15 protein-coding genes are annotated in these 18144 nt (G+C 58.6%); 3 read left to right on the top strand and 12 right to left on the bottom strand.

What is annotated here, in order from left to right:
- Positions 1 to 121 precede the first annotated feature (121 nt).
- The 10 genes from cmoB to ACZ89R_RS11830 all read right to left on the bottom strand — a co-directional run bounded on the left by cmoB (position 122) and on the right by ACZ89R_RS11830 (position 13395).
- Positions 122 to 1078: a tRNA 5-methoxyuridine(34)/uridine 5-oxyacetic acid(34) synthase CmoB gene (gene cmoB, locus ACZ89R_RS11875; RefSeq protein WP_429545691.1), complete on the bottom strand. Its 957-nt coding sequence runs from the start codon at positions 1076 to 1078 to the stop codon at positions 122 to 124.
- Positions 1075 to 1854, bottom strand: coding sequence for a carboxy-S-adenosyl-L-methionine synthase CmoA (cmoA, locus tag ACZ89R_RS11870; protein WP_429545692.1), 780 nt, complete (start codon positions 1852 to 1854; stop codon positions 1075 to 1077). The genes cmoB and cmoA overlap by 4 nt, the downstream gene beginning before the upstream one ends.
- Positions 1855 to 2002: 148 nt before the next feature.
- Positions 2003 to 2638, bottom strand: a complete 636-nt coding sequence (locus tag ACZ89R_RS11865) for a lysoplasmalogenase (protein ID WP_429545693.1) — start codon at positions 2636 to 2638, stop codon at positions 2003 to 2005.
- Positions 2639 to 2640: 2 nt separating this feature from the next.
- Entirely contained in the window at positions 2641 to 3033 is a 393-nt protein-coding gene (locus ACZ89R_RS11860; protein ID WP_429545694.1) for a protease inhibitor I42 family protein, read from the bottom strand.
- 170 nt (positions 3034 to 3203) lie between these two features.
- Positions 3204 to 3677 carry a hypothetical protein gene (locus ACZ89R_RS11855; RefSeq protein WP_429545695.1) on the bottom strand — a complete coding sequence of 158 codons (474 nt, stop codon included), beginning with the start codon at positions 3675 to 3677 and terminating at the stop codon, positions 3204 to 3206.
- 177 nt (positions 3678 to 3854) lie between these two features.
- Positions 3855 to 6272 carry an endopeptidase La gene (lon, locus tag ACZ89R_RS11850; protein WP_192345566.1) on the bottom strand — a complete coding sequence of 806 codons (2418 nt, stop codon included), beginning with the start codon at positions 6270 to 6272 and terminating at the stop codon, positions 3855 to 3857.
- Between the two features lie 289 nt (positions 6273 to 6561).
- Positions 6562 to 8970, bottom strand: coding sequence for a glucose/quinate/shikimate family membrane-bound PQQ-dependent dehydrogenase (locus tag ACZ89R_RS11845; protein WP_429545696.1), 2409 nt, complete (start codon positions 8968 to 8970; stop codon positions 6562 to 6564).
- 214 nt (positions 8971 to 9184) lie between these two features.
- Complete coding sequence (locus ACZ89R_RS11840) at positions 9185 to 10567, bottom strand: carbohydrate porin (protein ID WP_429545697.1); 1383 nt, start codon at positions 10565 to 10567, stop codon at positions 9185 to 9187.
- A 245-nt stretch (positions 10568 to 10812) separates the two neighbouring features.
- Positions 10813 to 12051, bottom strand: a complete 1239-nt coding sequence (glyA, locus tag ACZ89R_RS11835) for a serine hydroxymethyltransferase (RefSeq protein ID WP_429545698.1) — start codon at positions 12049 to 12051, stop codon at positions 10813 to 10815.
- A 138-nt stretch (positions 12052 to 12189) separates the two neighbouring features.
- Positions 12190 to 13395: a benzoate/H(+) symporter BenE family transporter gene (locus ACZ89R_RS11830; RefSeq protein ID WP_429545699.1), complete on the bottom strand. Its 1206-nt coding sequence runs from the start codon at positions 13393 to 13395 to the stop codon at positions 12190 to 12192.
- Between the two features lie 350 nt (positions 13396 to 13745).
- Here ACZ89R_RS11830 and ACZ89R_RS11825 point away from each other — a divergent pair, with 350 nt between their 5' ends.
- The 3 genes from ACZ89R_RS11825 (at position 13746) to ACZ89R_RS11815 (ending at position 16179) form a co-directional block, all read left to right on the top strand.
- Positions 13746 to 15134: an aminotransferase-like domain-containing protein gene (locus ACZ89R_RS11825; protein ID WP_063341427.1), complete on the top strand. Its 1389-nt coding sequence runs from the start codon at positions 13746 to 13748 to the stop codon at positions 15132 to 15134.
- A 161-nt stretch (positions 15135 to 15295) separates the two neighbouring features.
- The gene (locus tag ACZ89R_RS11820; protein ID WP_007941719.1) at positions 15296 to 15526 is read left to right on the top strand and encodes a VF530 family protein; all 231 of its coding nucleotides are present in this window, start codon (positions 15296 to 15298) and stop codon (positions 15524 to 15526) included.
- 2 nt (positions 15527 to 15528) lie between these two features.
- The gene (locus ACZ89R_RS11815) at positions 15529 to 16179 is read left to right on the top strand and encodes a Pr6Pr family membrane protein (protein WP_429545700.1); all 651 of its coding nucleotides are present in this window, start codon (positions 15529 to 15531) and stop codon (positions 16177 to 16179) included.
- 132 nt (positions 16180 to 16311) lie between these two features.
- Here the strand turns inward: ACZ89R_RS11815 and ACZ89R_RS11810 are convergent, their stop codons facing one another.
- Together ACZ89R_RS11810 and ACZ89R_RS11805 are read right to left on the bottom strand one after the other, a co-directional pair.
- On the bottom strand, positions 16312 to 17103 hold the full coding sequence (locus ACZ89R_RS11810) for a siderophore-interacting protein (protein WP_429545701.1): 792 nt from the start codon (positions 17101 to 17103) through the stop codon (positions 16312 to 16314).
- Complete coding sequence (locus ACZ89R_RS11805) at positions 17100 to 17681, bottom strand: PadR family transcriptional regulator (RefSeq protein WP_008072292.1); 582 nt, start codon at positions 17679 to 17681, stop codon at positions 17100 to 17102. Before ACZ89R_RS11805 ends, ACZ89R_RS11810 begins: the two co-directional genes overlap by 4 nt.
- Between the last annotated feature and the right edge of the window lie 463 nt (positions 17682 to 18144).

The following is an 18144-nucleotide window of genomic DNA, read 5'->3' as shown; positions in this document are numbered from 1 at the left end:
GTGGGAGCGAGCCTGCTCGCGATAGCGGACTAACATCCAACATCTTCGTTGGCTGAAAGGCCCTCATTGCGAGCAGGCTCGCTCCCACAGGGGGATCTCCATTGGTAGGGAGATCGGGGTTTTACTTGCAGGCGACGATGACGGCACGCATCGGCGCCGGCAGCCCTTCGATGGTTTTGCTGTGATCCTGCGGGTCAAGGAAATCGCTCAACGACTGATACTTCATCCACTCCGTCCCGCGTTGTTCCTCGACCGTGGTCACGCTCACATCCACGCAACGCACATCGCTGAAGCCGGCGCGGCGCAGCCACAGTTCCAGTGCCGGCACCGATGGCAGGAACCATACGTTACGCATCTGCGCGTAACGGTCTTCCGGCACCAACACCTGCTGCTGATCGCCTTCGATCACCAGCGTTTCCAGCACCAGTTCACCGCCCTTGACCAGGCAATCCTTCAGCGCCAGCAAATGCTCGATCGGCGAGCGGCGGTGGTAGAACACGCCCATGGAAAACACGGTGTCGAAGCCTTCCAGGTTGGGAGGGAGATCCTCAAAGGGAAACGGCAAGTGCCAGGCATTGGGCTCGGACAGGTAACGCTGCACGGCCTGGAACTGGCAGAAGAACAGCCAGTTCGGGTCAACACCAATCACACTGTCGGCCCCGGCGCCGAGCATGCGCCACATGTAGTAGCCGTTGCCACAGCCGACATCGAGGATGCGTTTGCCTTTCAAATCCAGATGTGGCGCGACTCGCGACCATTTCCAGTCCGAGCGCCATTCGGTGTCGACATGCACGCCGAACAGGTCGAACGGGCCTTTGCGCCAGGGCGATAAACCCATCAGTGCGGTGCGCATTTGTGCGCGGGTCTCAACGTCGCAATCGGTGTTCAGTTTCAGGCCGTTCAACAAATCGACTTCGCTCGGCTGAATCTTCGGCAGCGCGTCCAGCGCGCTCTGCCAGCGTTCCAGGTCGCCGTGACCTTTTTCCATTTTCTTGTCGAGTTGCGCTTGCAGGGTGTTGGCCCATTCGGCCAGCGGAGTACCGGCCAGACGGCGGGCGAGGGGGGACAGATCAATCATGGCAAGGCAATCAACGAGGCAAAGTTAAGACACTGGAACCATGGCACGACTTTCGAGAACCCGGCGGCCAGCAGGCGTTCGCGGTGTTCTTCGAGGCTGTCGGGCTTCATGACGTTTTCGATGGCGCTGCGCTTCTGGGCAATTTCCAGTTCGCTGTAGCCGTTGGCGCGTTTGAAGGCTACATGCAGGTCGGTGAGCAGCGCGTGTTCTTCGGGGTCGTTGAAGCGAAGCTTCTCCGAGAGAATCAGCGCGCCACCGGGCACCAACGATTGGCGGATGCGCGAGAGCAACGCGGTGCGCTGGTCCGGGGCAATGAATTGCAGGGTAAAGTTCAGCGCCACCACCGAGGCTGGCTGGAATTCCAGGGCAAGGATATCGCCCTCGATCACTTCCACCGGCAGCAACTCCTGGAACATCGAGTCCTGGCCGTTGAGGTACTCACGGCAACGCTCGACCATGGCTGCGGAGTTATCCACAGCGATCACGCGGCAGCCGTCGGTGCGCACGTGACGGCGCAGGGCCTGGGTTACGGCGCCTAACGACGAGCCCAGGTCGTAGAGCACGCTGTTGGGTTGGGCAAACTGCGCGGCGAGCACGCCGAGGTTTTCCACGATGGTCGGATAACCCGGCACCGAGCGCTTGATCATGTCCGGGAACACCCGCACCACGTCCTCGTTAAAGGCGAAGTCAGGCACCTGGGCCAAAGGCTGGGCGAAAAGGCGATCGGATTCTTTGCTCACGGCGGTTCCAGCGGCGTAGGTGGAAAAGGCTGGCATTTTAGCCAAATTGACGGGGGGATGCGCGGGTTGTCTGATAAAGCGCCGGCTCCGGAGTCTTCACCGTCAGTGATATTGCTATCGCGAGCAGGCTCGCTCCCACAAGGATTGCACTGTACTTGTGGGAGCGAGCCTGCTCGCGATGGATTCAGCGCGGTTTCTGATCGAACGCCGAAGCTGTAATTCCCCATTGCCCCAGCCAGTAGCTGAGGATGATCACATAAGGCGCGGCGTTGAACGGTGATACAAACCGGTTAATGCCAATCACGCTGTCAGAAAACACAAACGCCACCGCGCCCGCTGCCGCCAGCAGCGCCGAGCGTTTGGGCACGTCGGTGCCGAGTCGGGCCAGGGCGCGCCAGAGCATGGCGCTGATGGCCAGCCCGTAGACGATCACCGGGATCAGCAGCGGTCCTAAGCCATTGGAAATCAGAATCCCCAGCAGTACCGCGCCCACGCTCAACGCAAGGATCAACGGCAACAGCGCCAGACGCCGGCAATCGCTCAAATAAGCCTTCAGATACGCCAGATGCGCGACCAAAAACGCCCCAAGGCCAAACACGAACAAATCCCCCGGCCATGCCAGTAACACATCGCCGATCAGGGAGAAAATCAGACCCAGGCTGATCCAGCGTCGATAGTCACTGGGCGGTGCGTCGTGCAACCAGCCGAGCAGGGCCAGCACCGGCAACGGTTTGACCAGCAGGCACAGCAGCGTGGCATGCACGCTCAGGCCATACAGAAAGGTCACTGCGCCCATCAGCGCCAGAATCAGCCAACCCACGATCAATTAACCGCGATGGCGCAGTCGAAGGTTTTGACCGCCGGCACTTCGGGCGCCCACGGCTGTGAATAGGTCAGTCGCAAGCGACCAGTGCCAGTGGCAAAGGCCTGGAAGCGCCAGGTCGAAAGGCCGGCGCTGCCGATGACTCCTGCGTCTTCCGGATTGCTGTAAACCTCGGGGCTGAGCGCGCGCAATACGCCACCGGCCGAATCCTGAATCGTCCAGCGGTAACCCGTGGTCGGGTTGCTGGGCAGGGTCAGGATCAGGTTTTGCCCGTTGTTCAGTTGCACCGGGCATTCGCTTTGTTTTTCCACGGTTACGTTGTGTTTCGGTTGCGTGGCGCAAGCGCTCAGCAGGGCAAGGGCGAGCGGGATAAACAGGCGGGTGGGGGACATTAGTCAGCGGCTCCGGCATTCATGACGAACGGCGAGCATAACTGAAGATGAGACAAAGTGTGACGGGGCATCGCGAAGTCAATGCGCTGCCCTTGTGGGGCAGCGATGCTATTGATTCCGTTGTGGGGATAATTTTGTTAATGCCTGTTAAAAGTCTACAAGGGCATTGTTCAGGTGGGTGATTTAACTACATCTTCGATACGGCATTTGAAGTTGCCCTCTAGTTCGCGTTTTTTTCCGCTGAATGTAGACTTTACCGTAAGCTTGAAGTCGGTTACGTGGTAGGAGCGCTCCGGAGTGCCCTCTCCGGTTGCGGTGATTATTAAATAGCCCTCTACGGCTTCGTAATCTTCGGGATGTCCCCCATTGATCTCGTTGAGATGTTCAAAGTAAGTCGCGCCCACGAAGGCGCCTTCTTTGATATTGTATGTCCCGGTTTTAATGTCGGATTTAAAGGCGAAGCGGATGGATTTTTCACTTTGGTGGTTTCGGTTGTTATAGAAAGTTAATGAAAAGCCCGACGGGGAATAGTAGAAGTCAACACTGGTCGAGTTGAAAGGAACTCGATTTGTTGTGTTCATTTTTATTTCGCCGTCTATTGCAATGTATTCATCGGCAGTGTTGTTTTGTAGAGTGATAGCCATAAACTTATTCCCTTTGAATATGAATATCGAGTGGGGAGTATGGCGGGGGCTCACGCAGAGGGGGACTGTCAAACTTGATAGTTTTTTATACGAAAACGTGATAACCAGTTTGATAGTTATTAATAAGCATCTGTGCTGTCGGGCTTTCCCCCCCCCGACAGCGCGTGAGGTATTAACTCAGAACAATATCTTCGCCACATCCGCAAAGCGCTTGGCAAAATGCACGGTAATCCCTTCCTTCAGATAATCCGGCAGTTCTTCAAAGCTTCCACGATTAGGCTCGGGCAGGATCAACTCGAAAATCTTCTGCCGCCGCGCTGCAATCACCTTCTCTCGCACCCCGCCAATCGGCAGCACATGCCCGGTCAGGGTCAGTTCGCCGGTCATGGCCACGCCTTTTTTCGGTGGCTGGTTGCGGGCCAGGGACAGCAGGGCGCTGGCCATGGTCACGCCGGCGCTCGGGCCGTCTTTCGGCGTGGCGCCTTCCGGTACGTGGAGGTGAACGAAGGCTTCGTCGAAGAACGTCGGATCACCGCCAAATTGCTTCAGATGGGAGCTGACGTAGCTGTAGGCAATTTCTGCCGACTCTTTCATCACTTCCCCCAGTTGCCCGGTGAGTTTGAAGCCACGGTTGAGGGTGTGAATGCGCGTGGCTTCGATCGGCAGGGTCGCGCCGCCCATGCTGGTCCAGGCCAGCCCGGTGATCACGCCGATGCCGGACAGCACTTGTTCGTTGCGGAACACCGGGCGGCCGAGTGAGGCTTCCAGGTCTTTCGGCCCGAGCTTGATCACCGCTTTCGGCTCGTCGATCAGCTTCATCACGGCTTTGCGCACCAGTTTGCCGAGGTTTTTTTCCAGCTGGCGCACCCCGGCTTCACGGGCGTAGCCATCGATCAAGGCTTTCAACGCGTTGTCGCTGATGCTCAGGCTACCCTTGGACACACCCGCTTTCTCAAGCTGTTTCGGCCATAGGTGACGCTTGGCGATCGCGACTTTCTCTTCGGTGATGTAACCCGACAGACGAATCACTTCCATCCGGTCCAGCAACGGGCCGGGAATCGAATCCAGGGTGTTGGCGGTGCAGACGAACAGCACTTTCGACAGGTCCAGGCGCAAATCCAGGTAGTGGTCGAGGAATTCGACGTTCTGTTCCGGGTCGAGGGTTTCCAGCAGCGCGGAGGCTGGATCGCCCTGGTAGCTCTGGCCCATTTTGTCGATCTCGTCGAGCATGATCACCGGGTTCATCACTTCGACGTCTTTCAACGCGTGGACCAGTTTGCCCGGTTGCGCACCGATGTAAGTGCGACGGTGGCCCTTGATCTCGGCTTCGTCGCGCATGCCGCCGACGCTGAAGCGATAGAACGGCCGGCCCAGGGTTTCGGCGATGGACTTGCCGACGCTGGTCTTGCCCACGCCCGGCGGGCCCACCAGCAACACGATGGAGCCGCTGATCTCGCCTTTATAGGCGCCGACCGCGAGAAATTCGAGGATGCGGTCCTTGATGTCATCAAGGCCGGCGTGGTGTTTGTCCAACACCTTGCGCGCGTGTTTGAGGTCGAGTTTGTCCTCGCCGTACACGCCCCACGGCACTGAGGTCGCCCAGTCGAGGTAGTTGCGGGTCACCGCGTATTCCGGTGAACCGGTCTCGAGGACCGACAGCTTGTTCATTTCCTCTTCGATGCGTTTCTGCGCCTGAGGCGGCAACACCTTGCCCGTCAGACGTTGCTCGAACTGCTCGATGTCGGCGCTGCGATCATCCTTGGTCAGCCCCAGCTCTTGCTGGATGACCTTGAGTTGTTCCTTGAGAAAGAACTCGCGCTGGTGCTCGCCGATCTTGCGGTTCACTTCGGCGGAGATTTCTTTCTGCAGGCGCGCGACTTCGACTTCCTTGCGCAGCATCGGCAGGACTTTTTCCATGCGCTTGAGCATCGGCACACAGTCGAGCACTTCTTGCAGTTCGCTGCCAGTGGCCGAGGTCAGGGCGGCGGCGAAGTCGGTCAGCGGTGATGGATCGTTGGGGCTGAAGCGGTTGAGGTAGTTTTTCAACTCTTCGCTGTACAGGGGGTTGAGCGGCAGCAGTTCCTTGATCGCGTTGATCAGCGCCATGCCGTAGGCCTTGACCTCATCGGTCGGCTCAGTGGGCTGGTGCGGGTATTCGACTTCCACCAGGTACGGTGGACGATGGTGTTTGAGCCAGGCCTTGATGCGTACGCGGCTCAGACCCTGGGCGACGAATTGCAGTTTGCCGTTTTCGCGACTGGCGTGGTGGACTTTGACCAGGGTGCCGTATTCCGGCAGGGCTTTGGTGTCGAAGTGGCGCGGGTCTTCCTGGGGAGTGTCCATGAAGAACAGGGCCAGGGAGTGGTGGTCGGATTGGCTGACCAGTTCGAGGGTTTCGGCCCACGGTTCTTCGTTGACGATCACCGGCAATACTTGCGCCGGGAAGAAAGGCCGGTTGTGGATCGGGATGATGTAGACCTTGTCCGGCAGGTTCTGGCCAGGCAGGGCGAGGCCTTTGCCGGTGGAGTGGTGTTCGACGTTGTCTGTTTCGGCGTATTCGCTCGTGTCTTCGGGGAATTCTTGCTGGTCGGTCATGGGGCACCTGCGCAATAGGGTATGGGTCTTAGATGGGGCAGGTGGGGGGTGGTTTCAATGGGCCTGGATATTTCAGCGTGTGTGTTCAGCGCCCACAGGCGCGTAGGAGCTGCCGAAGGCTGCGATCTTTTGATTTTGATCCTGGTGTCTTTCCGAGACTGTCAGAAAATCAAGATCAAAAGATCGCAGCCTTCGGCAGCTCCACAGGGGATGGGTGACCTGAAACAATCGAGCACAAAAAAGGCGACCCCCTCTCAGGAGTCGCCTTTGCTTTAACTGCCGCTACCGCTTATTCCGACAGTTTGTACGCAATCACATAGTCACCCTGTTTGGTGCCCAGCGATCCGTGACCGCCCGCAACAACGAGCACGTATTGCTTGCCGTCTTTGCCGGTGTAGGTCATCGGTGTGGTTTGCGCGCCTGCTGGCAGGCGGCCTTCCCACAGTTGCTTGCCGTTTTTCACGTCGTAGGCGCGCAGGTACTGGTCGAGGGTGCCACTCAGGAAGGCCACGCCACTGGCAGTGGTGAAGGCCCCGCCCAGGCTCGGTACGCCCATGCTCAGAGGGATCGGAACCGGCGAGCTGTCGCGCACGGTGCCGTTCTTGTGCATCCAGATGGTTTTGTTGGTGGTCAAATCGACCGCCGCCACGTAGCCCCAGGCTGGTGCCTGGCACGGCAGGCCCATTGGCGACAGCAGGGCTTCGAGGATTACGCCGTAAGGCGCGCCTTTGTTGGGCTGCACGCCTTCGGTTTCGCTGACGCGAGGGCCTTGTTTGGCGATTTCGGCGGCCGGGATCAGTTTCGATTTGAACGCCATGTAGCTCGGGTTCACGAAAGCAATCTGACGCACCGGGTCAACCGAGATGCCGCCCCAGTCGAACACGCCGAAGTTACCGGGATAAACGATCGAGCCTTGCAGCGATGGCGGCGTGAACATGCCGTCGTAGCGCAGGGATTTGAAGTCGATCCGGCACAGCATCTGATCGAACGGGGTCACGCCCCACATGTCGCGTTCCTTGAGGGTCGGCGGCACGAAGTTCAGGTCGGACATCGGTTGGGTCGGCGAAGTGTAGTCGCCTTCCACTGCGCCTTGCGGCACCGGAATTTCCTTGATCGGCACGATCGGCTGACCATTGCTGCGGTCCAGCACGTAGATGCTGCCTTGCTTGGTGGACGCGAGCACCGCCGGTTTCACACCGTCTGCGGTTTTCAGGTCCATCAGGGTTGGCTGGCCACCGACGTCCATGTCCCACAGGTCATGGTGGGTGAACTGGAAGTGCCAGCGCACCTTGCCGGTGGCGATGTCCAGCGCGGTCAGGCCGGCGGCGTGCAGTTCCGATTCTGGGGTGCGTGCGCCACCGAATTGATCCGGGGTCTGGTTGCCCATCGGCAGGTAGATCATGCCGAGTTTTTCGTCGACGCTGAAGATCGACCACATGTTCGGCGAGTTGCGGGTGTAGACCTTGCCTTCGGCAATCGGCGTGGTGTCGTCCGGGTTGCCGCTGTCCCAGTTCCATACCAGTTTGCCGGTGTGCACGTCGAACGCGCGGATCACGCCGCTTGGCTCGTCGATGGAAACGTTGTCGGTCACGTGGCCGCCAATCACCACCAGGTCTTTGGTGACCGCCGGTGGAGAGGTGGAGTAATAACCGCCGGCGGTGAATTCACCGATGTTGGTCGTCAGGTCAACCTGGCCACCGTTGCCGAAGTCTTCGCACATTTTGCCGGTGTCGGCGTTCAGGGCGATCAGACGGGTGTCGGCGGTCGGCAGGAAGATCCGGCGCGGGCAGACGCTGGCGACTGGCGCGTTGGCAGTGCCGGTAGGGCTCTGCTCGGACGCGTAGGCGGCGTCATCGTGATAGGTCACGCCACGGCAGGTCATGTGCGCCCAACCCTTGAAGTTCGCCGCGTTTTGCGTGGAGAGCTTCGGATCGAAACGCCAGAGTTCCTTGCCGGTGTCCGGGTCCAGCGCGATCACCTGGCTGTGCGGCGTGCAGACATAAAGCATGCCGTTGGCTTTGAGCGGGGTGTTTTCGGCGGTGGTTTCGCCCGGGTCGTTCGGGCCAGGCAGGTCGCCGGTGCGGTAGGTCCAGGCGGGCACCAGTTTGTTGACGTTCTGCGGCGTGATCTGCGCCAGTGGCGAGTAGCGATCGCCATGGGCGCTGCGGCCGTAGGAGTTCCAGTCGCCATCGGGCATGGCCGGGGCGGTGTTGCTCATGCCAGGCACGGCGTCACGATCCAGTTCGCCTTTGATTTCACCGGGGTTGGTGAACAGGCTGGCCAGCGCGGCGATACCGGCGATGACCACGGCAGCGCTCAGCACGCCGGTGCCGACCGGGTTGAACTCGCCGGTACGCAACGGGCGACGGAACCATGGCAGCAGCATGACGATACCGAGGGCAAAGAGCAGCGCCAGACGTGGCACCAGTTGCCACCAGTCCAGGCCGACTTCCCACAGTGCCCAGACCGTACTGGCGAACAGCACTATCGCGTACAGGCTCAGCGCTGCATAACGGTCGGCAAGCAGCAGCCCACCGGTCAGCATCAGGCCGATACCGGCCAGCAGGTAATACAGCGAGCCGCCGAGCATGCTCAGCTTGATCCCCCCGGCCAGCAAGGCCAGGCCCATTAGTAGAAGCACGATACCGAGCAGGCTCGGCAGCAGACGGCTTCGACTGAAAGCACCATCAGCGCTCATAGTGTGGTTCTCCGTGACGTTTTAAGTAAGCCCGCGCAAGTTCACTGTAGATGACGATCTGGCGTGGGCAGGGTTCATAGAAATAAAGTGTTCGGTTGATGCGGTCCTTGTGGGAGCGAGCCTGCTCGCGATGGCGGCTTAACATTCGGCATTGATGTCGACTGACACACCGCCATCGCGAGCAGGCTCGCTCCCACAGGTTTTGTGCCGTTAGTTAGAACGATGACTGGATCTTGATCCCGCCAATCAGCGCGTCATCGACCTTGTCAACGCCACCGGGGTGGCGGATGTATTGCAGGTTCGGGCGCACGGTCAGCCAGTTCGTGACGTGCACGCCGTAATAGAGTTCGGCGCTGTATTCGGTGTCTTGCGGCGGCAGGAACGACGGGTCGTCATAGTCGAAGACGGCGCGGGCCTGATTGGTGGCCTCGGCGTTCTTGCGGTAGGCCGGGTTGACATGGACACGGGCCAGGGCAAAACCAATGTCGTCCCTGGCGCGGGCATCGAACAAGCCTTTGTAGACGACGCCGGCCTGGACGTAGTTGTCGATGGCATTGGTCTTCTTGTCGTGCATCGTGCCATTGGCAAATACGCTCAGGCCCCGAGAGTGGTCACTGGCGCGGCTGGTAAGCTGCTGCTGCACGCCCAGCCACACACCGTGCTTGCTCGATGCGCTGCGATAAGCCTCGCCACTCAGGGCTGCCGGCTGGCCGTTGCTGTCCTTGTAGACATCGGTGGCCTTGGCATTGCTGTAGTAATAACCGGCACGGTATTCACCCGGCAGGCCATTGAATTTCGGGGTCCAGACCAGTTCCACCGGCAGGATCGCGCCCTGTGTGCCGCTGCCGCTGAGCTTGAAACCATTATCGCGATCAAGGTTGGACGGGTTTTGCTCGTAAGCCCCGACTTGCGCGTACAACTCCGGCGTCAGGTGATATTTGACGCGCATCGCCCACTGGCTGACCGGCCAGTTGTACCAGATGTCGCCCACCCAGTTGCCGACCTGGGAGCCGCAGAACGCCAGGTTCTGGAAGTCGCAGGGGAAGCTGTTGAAGTCTTCGCCCTCGCCGAAGCGACCGACCTTGATGTCGAGCTTCTGATCGAAGAACTTCTGCTGATACCACATCTGTGTCAGGCGCCAGGTCTGGCCGCGGCCCCAGACTTCCTGAGCCGAGGTGAAACCGCCGACCCGCGGATCGTTGATCCGGTCGTTGCTGATGTTGTTGCCGTTGCGCTCGGTGATGGTCAGCTGAAATTCAGCGTCGTCCCAGCCGAGAATTTTCTGCAAGTCCAGATGAGTGCCAAAGCCGAACTGGTCGCTGTAGCGAGCGGTGCGGTCATGGTCATAACCGCCGTGCAGGTTGCTGCCCATTTCACCGGTGTAATCGACCTTGAAGTCGTAGCCCTTTTCCGAAAGTTCGGCACGAGTGCCGTTCCAGTCACCGAGCATCCACGGTGAGTCGCTATCGAAGGCCGGCGCAGCCTGGATGCAGGTGGCGAGACCCAACGCGGTGAATCCGCCCATCAGGATGAGGGCTTTTCGATTGGACACAGAGAGTAAGACAGCGCTGTCTCGCGGAGTTTGAAAATCAGGCATAGAGAAGGAATTCTTGGTTTTTTTCTAAGGGGGTGAACTGAACGCAGCGGGAATGCAGCAGGGGAGAAGCGTTTCAGCTGGACGGGCATAAGGATAATGTTCTGTTACACATAGAGAAAGGGCTTTTACTGACATGGATCATTTCGGATTTCGTAACAGTCGGTTGCGACCGGTCGCCGCAGTGCCAGGTGGTGCCAAAAAAAAAAAGCGGACTCAAGCGTCCGCCCCCTTATGTTTCAGTGCCGTTAATTCAACAGATAGACCGGGAAACACTCACACAAATGCATCACCCGTCGACGGACATTGTCCAGCAGCGCCGCATTGGTCGGTTGCTCAAGCAGGTCGGCAATCAGGTTGGCCACTTCGGCACACTCGGCTTCGCCAAAGCCCCGCGTGGTCAGGGCGGGTGTGCCAATGCGAATGCCGCTGGTGATCGCAGGTTTTTGCGGATCGTCGGGGATCGCGTTCTTGTTCAAGGTGATATGGGCGCTCTCGAGCAACGCCTCGGCATCTTTTCCGGTGATGTTCTTCGTGCGCAGATCGAGCAGGAACATGTGGCAATCGGTGTCACCTGACACCACCCGCACGCCCCGTCGAGTAAGTATGTTCGCCATGGTCCTGGCGTTGTCGATGACGCGTTGCTGATAGTGCTTGAACTCATTACCGAGGGCTTCGTTGAACGCTACGGCCTTGGCGGCGATGACGTGCATCAGAGGTCCACCCTGATAGACCGGGAATATCGTCTTGTCGAGCAACGCCGCATGTTCGCGTTTAGCCAGAATCAGACCGCCCCGTGGGCCGCGCAGCGTTTTATGAGTGGTCGAGGTGACGAAGTCGGCAATGCCGACCGGCGAGGGGTACAGGCCGGCTGCGATGAGTCCGGCGTAGTGCGCCATGTCGACCATCAGGTATGCCCCGATTTCATCGCATATTTTGCGAAAACGCTGGAAGTCGATGGTCCTGGAATACGCCGAGGCACCGGCAATGATCATTTTCGGCCGGTGTTCCCGGGCCAGGGCTTCCATCTCGGCGTAGTCGAGGGTTTCGCTGTGTTTTTCCAGGCCGTAAGAGTACGCGGTGTAGAACTTGCCGGAGAAGTTTACCGAGGCGCCATGGGTCAAGTGGCCGCCATCGGCCAGGGACATTCCCAGAATCGTGTCGCCAGGGTTGAGCACAGCGAGAAACACGGCCTGATTGGCCTGGGAACCGGAGTGCGGCTGGACGTTGGCATATTCGCTACCAAACAGTTTGCAGGCACGTTCGATGGCGAGGCTTTCGATCTCGTCGACCACCTTGCAGCCGCCGTAATAGCGCTTGCCCGGGTAGCCTTCGGCGTACTTATTGGTCAGCACCGAACCTTGGGCTTCCAGCACTTCTTCGCTGACGTAGTTTTCCGAGGCGATCAGCTCCAGGTGGGTTTCCTGACGGTTGCGTTCGCGGCCGATCAGGCGCGCGAGGGTAGGGTCTAAATTCTGCAGGCTCATGGAGTCTTCCTTTCAATAAGTGCTTCGGCCAAGGGGGCTGGCGCGTGATGTGGCAATACCCTTGACTGGCTTTTGCTGGTGTCGGAAAGAAAAATGGACGTGTCTTTCAGGCCCTGCCCGTGAAGTCGTGACGAGCGGTCATGGTCGGCTGCCCTCGGCGACGGTGCTGGCTTTGCTTTCTCGGGTGTAGGTCAGTACGAAATGTGCCACGAGCCCGAAGATCAGCCCCCAGAATGCAGCGGCCAGCCCCAGGAAACTCATGCCCGAGGCGGTGACCAGGAAGGTGATCAGCGCCGCTTCACGTTGTTTCTCGTCAGCCATGGCGCCGGTCAGCCCGGCGCTGATCGCCCCGAACAGGGCCAGGCCGGCGAGCGAGGCGATCAGCTCTTTGGGCAAGGCAGAAAACACCGAAGCCAGGGTCGCGCCGAAGGTGCCCATCAGAATGTAGAACACTCCGCAGGCGATCCCGGCGATGTAACGCTTGTCGCGATCTTCATGGGCTTCGCGGCCGGTGCAGATAGCGGCGGTGATGGCCGCAAGGTTAAAGCCATGGGAGCCGAAGGGCGCCATCAAAACTGAACCGATGGCCGTGACCGAAATGATCGAGCGCGCGGGGGTGTTGTAGCCCGAGGTGCGCAACACCGCCATGCCCGGCACGTACTGCCCGGTAAGGGTGACGAGGGCCAGCGGCAGGCCGATATTGATGATCGCGTGCCAGCTCCACTGCGGGGCGATAAAGATCGGGTGGGCGACATCGATGGTGATCGAACCTGTGTTGAGTTCACCGAACGAGGCGGCCACGGCGCAGCCGACAATCAATACCGACAGGATGGCGTAGCGCGGTGAAAAGCGTTTGAAGATCAGGTACGCCGCGATCATTGACAGCACCAGGCTCGGCTGCAGCTTGATCGAGGTGAAGAGTTCGGCGCCGAAAAGAAACAGGATGCCGGCGAGCATGGCGGCGGCGATGGCTTTTGGCAGGCGACTCATCAGTTTGTCGAACGCACCGGACAGGCCGACCACCGCGATAATCACCGAAGCCACCACATAGGCGCCGATGGCCTCGGGCAGGGAGACCGTGGGCAGCATCGACACCAGCAACGCCGCGCCTGGTGTCGACCAAGCCGTAATCACCGGAACCCGCAAACGCCAGCTCAATAACAGACCGGTAATGCCGCTGCCGATGGAAATCGCCCAGATCCAGGACGACACTTGATCATTGGGCAGGTGTGCCTCCCGGGCCGCCTGAAACACGATGATCAGCGGGCCGGCATAGGAAATGATCACGGCGATGAAGCCTGCAATGACCGCTGACAGGGATAGATCCTTTCTGAGTGTGTCCATGATGTCTCGACTTGGCGTGGCGGGCACGCGGTGATTCAGAATTGAGATTGAGTCGATTGATTCGATTCGAGATGAGTGTATTTGAATGAATTGAGTTGGTTCAATATGTGAGGAGATTGTTGCGAGATGTTTTTTTGCTATCAAGGGATATTTGTCAGATTTTTTTCCAAATAAGTATTTGATTTATAAATAAATATTGTTGTTGAAAAATATTTTTCATGAAAGATGATTTTCGATTAAATCGCCGAATCAATCGACTCAATTTATTGATTGAGTCCATTTATCAGTTGCCTAACCACCATGTGATATGCTCGGATATTCATCATTTCTACGATGGGTAGTGATCATTCATGTGGGTTCCTCAGCTAAGCGAGTTCAGCCAGCCGATGTATTTGTCGATTGCCGACGCGTTGGCGCGCGATATCAGCAACGGCGTGCTGAACGAAGGTGATCGTCTGCCGACTCTGCGGGAGCTGGCCACCACGCTGAATGTCACGCCCGGTACCATCAGCCGTGCCTATAGCGAAGCCCATCGGCGGCGTCTGGTGCAGGGGGAAGTGGGGCGTGGCACTTATGTACTCAACCAGAAGCAGTTGGAATTGCCGGCCAGCAACAGTGCCGTCTCGCTGAATCTTGGGCAGTCTGAATTACTGGATCTTTCGATCATCAAGCCTTACAGCGAAACCCTGGAATACTGGTTGCGCGGAGCATTGGTGGACATGGCCAAAAGCACGGATTTTGCCCATGCCCTCGATTACGCACCCGATGGCGGTCATCCGGCTCATCGCGAGGCGGGCGCGCAATGGCTGCGCCATTCGTTGCCCGATGCGCAATGGCAGCAAGTGGTGATCACCGCCGGCGCACAGCATGGTTTGATGGTCGCGATGAGTGCGCTGACCAACGCCGGTGATCTGGTGCTCTGCGAGGCGCTGTGCTACCCCGGCATCATTTCCCTTGCCCATGGGCTGGAACGACGTCTGCGTGGCGTGCCAATGGACGATGAAGGGATCATTCCCGAAGCGTTACGCGAACTGTGCCAGCGTGAGAAACCGGCGATGCTGGTCTGCGTGGCGACCTGTCAGAACCCGACGGCCGCAATCATGTCGCAAAAACGTCGGGCGCAGATCGCGGCGTTGGCCGAGGAGTTCGACTTCATCATTCTGGACGATGACATCTACGGTTTTCTGGCCACAGACCCGTCGATCAAACCGCTGTCGGCGTTTGCTCCGGATCGTTCGGTGTACCTGACCAGTCTGTCGAAGTCGGTCATGCCGGCCTTGCGGATTGGCTATCTCTATAGCCCGCCGAAACTGCTGTCACGCCTGACCTCCATGGTACGCAGCAGCGTCTGGATGCCGTCGCCATTGACCGCTCAGTTGGCCAGTAATGTGATCACGCAGGGGTTGGATAAAAAGCTGATCCGTATTCAGCGCAACGAAGCCGCCGGGCGGCAGGCGATTGCTCAGGAAATTTTCGCCAATTTCGAGCTCAAGACCCAGCCGTATTCCTACCACGTCTGGTTGACGTTGCCCGAACCCTGGACCAGTGACGAATTCACCATGCTGGCCCGTGCCAACGGTGTGCTGGTCCTCAGTGGCACCCAGTTCCAGGCCGAACGTAGCGGCATTACCCGCTGCGTGCGATTGGTGTTGATGTCGCCAACCAGCCAGGACGAATTGAGGTTTGCCCTGACCAAGCTGGCCAGTCTGATCGATTCGGACCCGCGTCGTTATTACTGAGTTCTGGCAGTATCTCCTGACGTTTGCCCCTCAGATGATGGCCAACTCGCCTACAGTTAATTCAGCATCTGACGAATGCCTCTGTCCGGAGCCCTTCCACCGGGCGAAAGCCTCCGCTAAGGTGCGCGGCTTCCCATCCTTTCATCGCTCGAAGGCCCGGCATGACCGAACAGAACACCAACCCCCTGCACGGCGTGACGCTGGAACAGATCCTCAACGCCCTGGTTGAACACTACGAATGGTCGGGGCTGGCCGAGCGTATCGATATTCGCTGCTTCAAGAGTGACCCGAGCATCAAGTCGAGCCTTACATTCCTGCGCAAAACCCCATGGGCGCGGGAGAAGGTCGAACGCCTGTACGTGAAGCTGATGCGCACCAAGCGACCGGTCTGAGCATGGTCATACCCTCGACGCCAGGTGCTGCCACGAGGCGTCGTTGTGTTGCCGTGGCGGCGATTCTGGGCTGGGCGGGCTTAACCATTCAGCTGTACCTGATTCTTTACTTACGCTGGAGTGTTGCGGCCAGTCTGCTGGGTGGGCTGGTGAGTTTTTTCAGTTTCTTCACCGTGCTGACCAACACGCTGGTGGCGGTGGTGCTGACCTGTGAACTGACGTCCCGCGAATCCGCTGCGCGCCGCTGGTTTCTGCAGCCATGGGTGTGCAGTGGGATTGCGGTGAGCATCGCCGTGGTGGGTGTGGCGTACAGCCTGTTGTTGCGCCATTTATGGCATCCCGAAGGCTGGCAATGGCTGGCCGACGAGCTGATGCATGACGTCATGCCGCTGCTGTTTCTGGTTTATTGGTGGTGCTGTGTGCCCAAAGGTACGTTGCGCCTGCGGCACATTGCGGTGTGGGTGATCTATCCGCTGGTGTACTTCGGCTATGCGTTATGGCGCGGGCATCTGCTGGCGGTTTATCCGTATCCGTTCATTGATGTGGACAAGCTGGGTTATCCACAGGTGTTTGTGAATGCAGGGGGATTGTTGGCGGGGTTTGTGCTGATTGCGTTGTTGGTGGTTGGACTGGATCGTCGTCTTCATCGTTAGTTGGAGTTCGTTGGATAAAGATCAAAAGATCGCAGCCTTCGGCAGCTCCTACATATGAATCGTGCACCCCCGTAAATCGTCGGGCGAACACAAATCCTGTAGGAGCTGCCGAAGGCTGCGATCTTTTACGATTTATTCTTCGTCGCTGTCATCCAGCCGCCAGTAGCCGACCGCTTTGACGAATTGCTCGTCCAGGCCATGCTCATCGAGCAATACCCGGCGGATCTGACGCGACAGCTTCGATTCGGTCGCCACCCACGCATACAGATTGCCATCGGGCACCTTGATCTGTTGCACGGTGGTCAGCAGGTTGTTTTTGCCTCCCTCACGCAGCACCCAGATCACATCGACCTGGGCTGCGCTTTCCAGGCGTTGTTGTTCGGCGCCGTTTTCCACTTCCACGATCACCAGCGCACGCCGGTTGGCAGTCAGGCCTTCGAGCCGGCGGGCGATGGCGGGCAGGGCGGTTTCGTCGCCGATCAGCAAATAGCTGTCGAAGATGTCCGGTACGATCATCGAGCCCCGTGGCCCGCCAATGTGCAGGAACTGGCCCGGTTTGGCCTGCTCGGCCCAGGTCGAGGCAGGGCCATCGCCGTGCAGCACGAAGTCGATGTCCAGCTCAAGGGTGTGCAGATCGTAGCGGCGCGGCGTGTAGTCGCGCATCGCGGGCATCGGCCCGTTGTCTTTGCCAGCACCGAGGACCAGGTTTTCCAGCGCCGCCTGTTCTGCCGCGTTTTGTGGGAACAGCAGTTTTACATGATCGTCCGTTCCGAGGCTGACGAAGCCTGCCAGATCAGGACCACCCAGCGTAACCCTGCGCATACGCGGGGTCAGGTCGACCACCCGTAGGACTTCCAGGCGACGGCGTTTGAGCTCATGCATGACGCGGTGAATGGAGGGCGATTGCAGGATCACGTCAGTCATTCGGCTTTCTCCTGAACAGGTTGAACAGCGGGGCCATCGACGATGGCCTTGGCAGTGTTGTTGAGCAGGTCGCGCACCCGCAGGATTTCTTCCGGGCTCCAGCGACCATGGTGCATTTGCAAGGCATGGCGCAGGTTGTGCACCGCTTCGTGAATTTCGGCCGGGCGGTCATGGCCGCGCAATGAGCGCTTGCTGACCTCGATGCGCATGCGCACGCCGTCCAGGGCAATCGCTTGTTCACTTAAAGACAGACGTCCGGCGTCGGTGATGCTGTAGCGTTTTTTTCCGCCTTCGGCATCGCCCAGGATCATTTCGCTTTCTTCAAGGAAGGTCAGGGTCGGGTAGATCACACCGGGGCTGGGGCTGTAAGCGCCGTCGAACATGCTTTCGATCTGGCGGATAAGGTCATAGCCATGGCACGGCTGCTCGGCGATCAGTGCCAGCAGCAGCAATTTCAGGTCGCCGGGGGCGAATACCCGTGGGCCGCGCCCACCACGTTCGCGGCCAGGGCCGGGGCGTTTCTCGAAGCCGTCGCGGCCTTCGCCGTGTTCGCGGTGGGGGGAATGATGGTCTCTCATTTTTGCTTGCTCTCGTCGTGTTTAGATACAACGTAAGATATATCTTAAGGCCGGAGCAAGCGCTTCAGACCAACGGCGCCTCTGTGCCCGGGACGAGAAAACAATCCGACGAGGAAAAAACACAAAGGAATTCATATTCTCGCGCCTGTTAATTACAGAGAATTAGTGTTAACTCTCTAATACGTGGACATTAACCTTTAATTTCAGGGAGTGTGGTACTTGTCTTACGGAAGTTGCACGGTGTTGGACAAGTAAAGCAGGTCGTGTTTTGCATGATTTGTAGTCCGTCTCTTACAGTCACTGTTTGATTATTTCAATATGTCGGGTTTTTTCACGCTGCAGCCATCTCCATTTGGCTACACGCTCATCAGAAGTTGCCTGCTTACTTTCAGGAGAGATTGCTTGATGATCTTCCGGCATTGAAAGTTCAACAAAACCTCTGGCGGTTATGTGGCCGATCACA

The organism is Pseudomonas sp. TE3728 (assembly GCF_056279145.1).
The sequence above is the reverse complement of the archived record's forward strand: the minus strand, read 5'-3'. Positions and strand labels throughout refer to the sequence as shown.